The 7,618-nt window shown below is 65.7% G+C and carries 7 protein-coding genes; 5 read left to right on the top strand and 2 right to left on the bottom strand.

All coding sequences use genetic code 11. From position 1 onward, the window contains the following. Positions 1-391: 391 nt before the first annotated feature. The 5 genes from folC to ACYP5B_RS37170 all read left to right on the top strand — a co-directional run bounded on the left by folC (position 392) and on the right by ACYP5B_RS37170 (position 6,383). Positions 392-1,702 (top strand): bifunctional tetrahydrofolate synthase/dihydrofolate synthase, encoded by a 1,311-nt coding sequence (folC, locus tag ACYP5B_RS37190; protein WP_459572900.1) that lies wholly within the window; start codon positions 392-394, stop codon positions 1,700-1,702. A 110-nt stretch (positions 1,703-1,812) separates the two neighbouring features. Further along, positions 1,813-2,559, top strand: coding sequence for an SPOR domain-containing protein (locus ACYP5B_RS37185; RefSeq protein ID WP_318231427.1), 747 nt, complete (start codon positions 1,813-1,815; stop codon positions 2,557-2,559). A gap of 69 nt (positions 2,560-2,628) precedes the next feature. Then, positions 2,629-3,126, top strand: a complete 498-nt coding sequence (locus ACYP5B_RS37180; protein WP_318231426.1) for a CvpA family protein — start codon at positions 2,629-2,631, stop codon at positions 3,124-3,126. A gap of 98 nt (positions 3,127-3,224) precedes the next feature. Then, complete coding sequence (purF, locus tag ACYP5B_RS37175; RefSeq protein ID WP_267603806.1) at positions 3,225-4,760, top strand: amidophosphoribosyltransferase; 1,536 nt, start codon at positions 3,225-3,227, stop codon at positions 4,758-4,760. 417 nt (positions 4,761-5,177) lie between these two features. After that, positions 5,178-6,383, top strand: coding sequence for an O-succinylhomoserine sulfhydrylase (locus ACYP5B_RS37170; RefSeq protein ID WP_400102553.1), 1,206 nt, complete (start codon positions 5,178-5,180; stop codon positions 6,381-6,383). A 21-nt stretch (positions 6,384-6,404) separates the two neighbouring features. Here the strand turns inward: ACYP5B_RS37170 and ACYP5B_RS37165 are convergent, their stop codons facing one another. Beyond that, entirely contained in the window at positions 6,405-6,635 is a 231-nt protein-coding gene (locus tag ACYP5B_RS37165) for a hypothetical protein (protein ID WP_318231424.1), read from the bottom strand. Between the two features lie 286 nt (positions 6,636-6,921). Beyond that, on the bottom strand, positions 6,922-7,618 hold a 697-nt coding region (locus tag ACYP5B_RS37160), incomplete at its 5' end, for an ABC transporter permease (RefSeq protein ID WP_459572899.1).

Here is a 7,618-nt window from a genome sequence, read left to right as displayed (position 1 = left end):
CGTGTTTCCCGCCAGTCAGGCGGGAAACACCCATGCGCGATGCGTAGCGAGCCGTCAAGGTTTACCTAGGCCGGATGGGGCGCCCGAGGGGTAGTCGCCCCATCCGGCGCGCCTTTTTTGCCTACTTTTTTGGCAAGACAAAAAAGTAGGTCGCCGCCCCGCAGGGGTGCTGAAACTGCAGTTGCTTTTGACGTTAAGTCGTTGAATTTGAAGCTGATTTTGCGGTTGAAGTTGCAGTTGCCCTCGACCTTAGGCCTTTGCCTTAACCCAACCCACCCCAATATCCACCCCAAGCAAAGCCAATCCAATCAATCCGCCTCGCGAAAGAACCACTTACCTCAAAACCGGCTCCAATAAGCCAGACCCCCGATTCAATCCCGTCCCCCCAATCATGCCTATCTTCCCCTCCCTCCCCGAATGGCTCACCCATCTCGAATCCGCCCACCCGGTCGGCATCGACATGGGCCTGGCGCGCATCACTCGTGTCAAGGAGGCCCTGGGGCTGCGCATCGATGCGGTGGTGTTCACCGTCGGCGGCACCAACGGCAAGGGTTCCACCTGCGCCATGCTGGAGCGCATCCTGCTCGAGGCGGGCTACAAGGTGGGTTGCCATACTTCGCCGCACCTGATGGCGTTCAACGAGCGTGCGCGCATCAATGGCGAGTTCGCCACGGACGCGCAGCTGTTGCCGCATTTCGAGGCGGTGGAGCGGGCGCGCACGAGCTTCGCGGATCCGGTGAGCCTGACGTATTTCGAGTTCACCACGCTGGCCATCATCCATGCCTTCGCCGCGGCGGGGCTGGATGCCATGATCCTGGAAGTGGGGCTGGGCGGCCGGCTGGATGCGGTGAACGTGATCGATACCGATTGCGCCATCGTGACCAGCGTGGACATCGACCATACGAGTTACCTGGGCGATACGCGCGAGAAGATCGGCTACGAGAAGGCGGGGATCTTCCGTCCGGGCGTGCCGGCCATCGTGGCGGATCCGATGCCGCCGCAGTCGGTGATCGATCACGCCGAAGCGATCGGCGCAGATCTCTGGCTGGTGGGCCGGGACTTCCATCAGCAGGCTTCCAAGGGCCAGGAGCGCCAGCAGTGGGACTGGAGCAGCCGCGAGCGCAAGCTCAACGGGCTGGGCTATCCGGCGCTGCGCGGCGCCAACCAGTTGCTCAACGCCTCGGCCGCGCTGGCCGCGCTGCAGGCAATGCGCCCGCGGCTGCCGGTCAGTGCCCAGGAAGTGCGCAACGGGCTGGCCTTCGTGGAGTTGCCGGGACGCTTCCAGGTCATGCCGGGACGCCCGACTGTGATCCTGGATGTGGCGCATAATCCGCATGCGGCTGCCACGCTTGGCCAGAACCTCGACAACATGGGGTTCTTCCGCTACACCTACGCGGTGTTCGGCGCGATGGAGGATAAGGACATCGCCGGCGTGCTGCGCCATCTGGCCGACAAGGTCGACCACTGGTGCCTGGCCGACCTGCCGACGCCGCGCGCGGCCAGCGCGGCGGATTTGCTGGAGAAGCTGGAAGAGGGCGGTTTTCATCCCGGGCCTGACGCTACCGCGGCCTGCTTTGCCAGCCCGGAGGCGGCTTACCGGGATGCCCTCGGCAGAGCGACCGAGGATGATAGAATTCTGGTCTTCGGATCGTTCTACACCGTGGCGGGCGTGATGGCATATCGCGCCACCCGGGCAAATTGAGTCGCGCGGCCGCCGGGCAGTTATCCGGGGCTAACACCGGGGCAAATCGCCGCGCAATCTGAGCGACAATTTCAACGGCCGGTTTTGCGGCCGTCGCACCGAACCAATCTATGGGCCTGCTTTCGCTGTTTTCTTCCCGCAAGGGCAACGCCCCGGCACCGGAGCGCGGGCGCCGCTCGCGTTCGGATCCGGGTGCAGGCATCGCTTCGTCGCGGCGCCTGGCCGAGGAGTACGCGGACGACACGCTCGACCCGGAGTTTCCGCAAAAGCAGCGGGCGCGCCGGCGCCTGATCGGCGCCGTGGTGCTGATGGCGGCTGCCGTTATCGTGCTGCCGATCGTCTTCGAGACCCAGCCAAGGCCGGTCAACGACAATATCTCCGTCAAGATCGATGGTGGCCCGGGCGGCGCTGCCGGCAAGGTGAAGCCAGATGCCCGCAAGGCGGATCCGTTGCCGCCCGCGCCGCAGTCCAAGCTCGATAGCCAGGCGCTCGATGCCGGCGAGGAACTGGTCGCCGATTCGGCCGCGGCCAAGCCTGCCGCAGCCGCCGTTGCAGCGACAGCCGCTGCGGCTGCGCCCACCGAGAAGATCGCCGACAAGCCGGCCGCCGCCGCAGCCAAGCCGGGCAGCGGCAAGTTCCTTGTGCTGATCGGCGCTTTCTCCTCGGAGGAGAAGGCCAAGAGCTGGCTGGGCAAGCTCAAGGCAGGCAAGGTGCCTGCCTATATCGAGAAGAAGGTGTTGGCCGACGGCGAGCGTGTGCTGCTGCGTGCCGGCCCTTTTTCGGATCGCGACGCGGCTGACGCCGCCGAGAAGCGGGTGCGCGCCGTGGGCCTGACCGCCAAGGTGGTCGAACAATAAAGCCCGGCGCGGGCTGGTTGACCCATCAGACCCACCGCCCAGCCGCCGCACCGGGACACCGTATTACGCATGCAGCCGACTTTTTTCGATTACAGCGTTGTTTTCATCCTTATCGCCTCGGGCCTGATCGGCGTGCTGCGCGGACTGGTGCGGGAAGTGCTCTCGCTGATCGGCTGGGTGGTGGCGTTTCTGGTGGCCTACCATTTCGCGGGCACCGCGGCTGGCTGGATTCCCGAATCGGTGCCCGGTGGTCAGCTGGCGCGCAGCGCACTGGGCTTCGCGGTGATCTTCATCGGCACCGTGATCGCCGCCGCACTGGCCGGCACGGTGCTGGGCCAGTTGCTGGAGAGTACCGGGCTCAAGCCTGCCGATCGTGGCCTCGGGCTGGTGTTCGGGCTGTTGCGCGGCGCGCTGGTGGTGATGTTCGTGGTGACCCTGGCCGGGTTCACCAAGCTGCCCGAGGAGGCATTCTGGCGCGATGCGCTGTCCCGGCCCTACGTGATGCAGGCGATGGAGTCGCTGCGGCCCTGGCTGCCTCCCGAAGTCGCCAAGTACGTCAAGACATGACATGAAGCCGGGCGGACTCGCCCGGCCGGTAGTACGCGGGCTCCTCCCTGCAGGGCGGGGCCGCCCCCTGATTCAAACGCCTTTCCTGGGAGCTTGGCATGTGCGGTATCGTCGGTGTGGTTTCATCCACGCCCGTTAACCAATTGATTTACGACAGCCTGCTGCTGTTGCAACACCGCGGACAGGATGCAGCCGGCATCGCTACCGCAAATGGCAGCACCTTCCACATGCACAAGGCCAACGGCCTGGTGCGCGACGTGTTTCGCACGCGCAATATGCGCGGCCTGCCTGGAGCCGCCGGCATCGGCCAGGTGCGTTACCCCACCGCCGGTTCGGCCTCGAGCGAGGAAGAAGCCCAACCGTTCTACGTCAATGCGCCCTACGGCGTGATCCTGGCCCACAACGGCAACCTGACCAACTGGAAGCAGTTGCACGAGGAGCTGTTCAGCCGCGATCGCCGCCACATCAACACGCACTCCGACACCGAAGTGCTGCTCAACGTGCTGGCCGACGAGCTGCAGCGCGCCAGCAGCGGCCTGGCGCTGGACCCGCCCACGATCTTCAGGGCCGTGGCGGGCATGCACCGCCGCGTGCGTGGCTCGTACGCCATCGCCGCGCAGATCGCCGGCTACGGCATGCTGGCCGTGCGCGATCCGTTCGGCATCCGTCCGTTGTGCCTGGGCAGCGTGGAAACGCCGACCGGCAAGGAATGGATGGTGGCGTCGGAGTCGGTGGCGCTCGAAGGCATCGGCTACAAGCTCGAGCGCGACGTGGCGCCCGGCGAGGCCATCTTCATCGACCTCGACGGCAAGCTCTACACCCAGCAATGCGCCGATAACCCGGTGCTCACGCCGTGCATCTTCGAGTACGTCTACCTGGCCCGCCCGGATTCGTGCATCGACGGCGTGCCCGTGTACGACGCGCGCCTGCGCATGGGCGATTACCTGGCCGAGAAGATCCGCCGCGAAGTCTCCGCCGGCGACATCGACGTGGTGATGCCGATCCCCGACTCCAGCCGTCCGGCCGCCATGCAGGTGGCCAACAAGCTGGGCGTGAACTACCGCGAGGGCTTCTTCAAGAACCGCTATATCGGCCGCACCTTCATCATGCCCGGCCAGGCGGTGCGCAAGAAGTCGGTACGCCAGAAGCTCAATGCCATGGGCGTGGAGTTCAAGGGCAAGAACGTGCTGATCGTGGACGATTCCATCGTGCGCGGCACCACGTCCTTCGAGATCGTGCAGATGGCGCGCGAAGCCGGCGCCAACAAGGTGATCTTTGCCTCGGCCGCGCCGCCGGTGAAGTTCCCCAACGTGTACGGCATCGATATGCCCACCCGCAGCGAGCTGGTTGCCTACGGTCGCACGGATGAAGAAATTGCCCGCATCATCGGCGCCGACAAGCTGGTCTACCAGGACGTCGAAGCCATGAAGCAGGCCGTGCGCGACATCAACCCGAAACTCAACGACTTCGACGCCTCGTGCTTCGATGGCCGTTACGTCACGGGCGATATCGACGAAGCCTACCTGGAGCGCCTGGAAACCGCGCGCAGCCAGGCCGATCGCGATGGCACCGGTGGCCTTGGCGATGGCGAGCGCTCGCAACTGCACTTGCAGCGTTCGGGCGGTAACGAGTAAGACGGCGCATGCCCGCAACAGCCGCGATCACCGCGGCGGAGTTGACGAGAAGCGAGGCCCGGCCGTAACATTGCCGGGCGTCGATTTGATTGTCAGCTTGCGGACGCGGGTCCTGCCGGAGCGGTATGTTGATCGTTTTTGTAGATCGTTGCTCCCGGAACAGGAAATTGCCCGTCACAGGGAAATTGCCCGAAACAGCTAAAGCGGAACGCCGGCTTCCCGGTTGTGCGCACCACAGGCACGATGGCAAGCCGGATTCCCGCCGCAGCGCGGGGCCTATCCCAACGAACACAAGCAGCCCGTCGATTTGGCCCCCGGCCATTGATCGCACGGGCTTTTTTGTTGCTGCCGCCAGCGGGCAGCCTGGCTACCACCACTTACACGGATAACCGCGCGGGTACCACCGCCTCCCCCATCATGAACGAACCGCTTCCCCTCGACTCCCTCGGCATCGATACGCTTGGCGTGCGCGCCGGCACCATGCGCAGCGAGTTCATGGAGCACTCGGAGGCGATGTACCTGACCTCCAGCTTCTGCTTCAACAGCGCTGCCGAGGCCGCGGAGCGCTTCGCCAATTCGGAGTCGGGCTTTACGTACTCGCGCTTCACCAATCCCACCGTGGCGATGTTCCAGAGCCGCCTGGCCGCGCTGGAAGGCGCCGAGGCGTGCATGGCAACCGCATCCGGGATGAGCGCGATCATGTCGATCGTGATGTCGTCGATGCAGGCTGGCGACCACCTGGTCAGCTCGCGCGCCATCTTCGGCTCGACCATGACGCTGTTCTCCAACATCTTCGCCAAGTTCGGCGTGGAGACCACTTTTGTCGATGGCACCGACCTGGCGGCCTGGCGCGCGGCGGTCAAGCCGAACACCAAGCTGTTCTTCCTGGAAACGCCCTCGAACCCGCTCACCGAAGTGGCCGATATCGCCGCGGTGGCTGACATTGCCCACAACGCCGGCGCGCTGCTGGTGGTGGACAACTGCTTCTGTTCGCCGGCGTTGCAGCAGCCGATGAAGTTCGGCGCCGACATCGTGGTCCACTCGGCCACCAAGCATATCGACGGGCAGGGCCGCGTGCTGGGCGGCGCGGTGGTGGGCTCGCATGATTTCATCATGGGCAAGGTCTTCCCCTTCGTGCGCACGGCCGGGCCGACGTTGTCCGCGTTCAACGCCTGGGTGCTGCTCAAGGGCATGGAAACGCTGGCGATCCGCATGGAGCGCCACAGCGCGAGCGCGCTGGCACTGGCCGAGTTCCTGGAGTCGCATCCGGCCGTGGCCCGCGTGTATCACCCGGCGCTGCAGTCCCACCCGCAGTACGAGGTGGCCCAGCGCCAGCAAAGCGGCGGCGGCGCCATCGTGTCGTTCGAACTCAAGGGGGATACGCCGGAGCAGCAGCGCGCCAATGCCTGGCGCGTGATCGACAACACCCGCGTGTGCTCGATCACCGGCAACCTGGGCGACACGCGCACCACCGTGACCCATCCGTACACCACCACGCATGGGCGCGTCAGCCCGGAAGCCAAGGCGGCCGCGGGCATCAGCGAAGGGCTGATCCGCCTGGCGGTTGGCCTGGAATCGGTGGCGGACCTGAAGGCGGACTTGCTGCGCGGCCTGCAGGGCTAAATAGCTATGGCGCCTGCGCGCTCAGTGCGCCGGCACAGCTTCGTCGCTGCTGCCGGCCACTGCCTTGACCCCGGCCTTGGTCACGTCGTAGGTCGTCTCGACCACGGTCGATCCCACGCTCACTGCCGCCGAGCCAACCGTAGTCACGGTAGAGACCGCGGCACTGCCCACCGCCACGGTGGCGCCCACCACGCTGCAGGCGGCCAGTGCACCGCACAGGCCCAATGCGGCGAGCGTTGCGGCAGCGCGCATGACGCGACGCTCTTGCCTCTCTTTCTTGGCTGGCGAAACGTGGACGTACATTTGAAATGACATGGACACTGCTTGCCCTTGCGGGGTTGTGGAGGTGGTGTAAAGCGGGCGGCCTCAGGTCTCCGGCTGCACCGGGCACCATGCGCCGTGCCCGGCATCATACTCTTCCCCTGAGCGCTCGCTACCGCCCGCTGCGCTATTCGCCCGCCAGCGCCACCACCGGATCCAGCCCGGTCGACACTGCCGCGCCGGGATTTGCGGCTGGCGCGGACCGTCGCAGCCATCCTCAGCGCAACAAACGCCGACGCAGCAGCATCAGCGCCACCACCAGCGCCACGGCCGCGTAAGCGCCAAGCACGATCAGGTGCAGCACCAGGTTGTCGATCGGGCGCCCCAGCATGATGGGGCGGATCAACGCTACCGCATGCGCCAGCGGCAGCACCTGGGTGGCAGCTTGCGCGCCCGCGGGCAACTGCTCCAGCGGGAAGAACACGCCGGAGAGCAGCAGCATCGGCGTCATCACCAGCGTCTGGTAGAACATGAAGAAGTCGTAGCTGGGCGCAAGCGCCGTGACGATCATGGCCAGGCTGGCGAACGCAATGCCAGCCAGCACGATGACCGGCAGCGCCAGCAGCGCGCCCGGCAACTGCGCATAGCCGAGCACGCCTGCCACCAGCATGATGGCCAGGCCCGACAGCACCGCCTTGCTGGCGGCCCACATGATCTCGCCCAGCACCACGTCGCCCAGCGTCAGCGGCGCATGCATGATGGCCTCCCAGGTGCGCTGCACATGCATGCGCGAGAAGGCCGAGTACATTGACTCGAAGCTCGCCGACATCATCACGCTGGACGCCGTGGTGCCGGCCGCGAGGAAGGCAATGTAGGACACGCCGTTGACCTGTCCCACCAGCAGGCCAAGCCCAAGGCCAAGCCCGAACAGGTAGATCATCGGATCGGCCAGATTGCCGATCATCGAGGGAATC

Source organism: Cupriavidus sp. 8B (assembly GCF_054589115.1).
The sequence above is the reverse complement of the archived record's forward strand: the minus strand, read 5'-3'. Positions and strand labels throughout refer to the sequence as shown.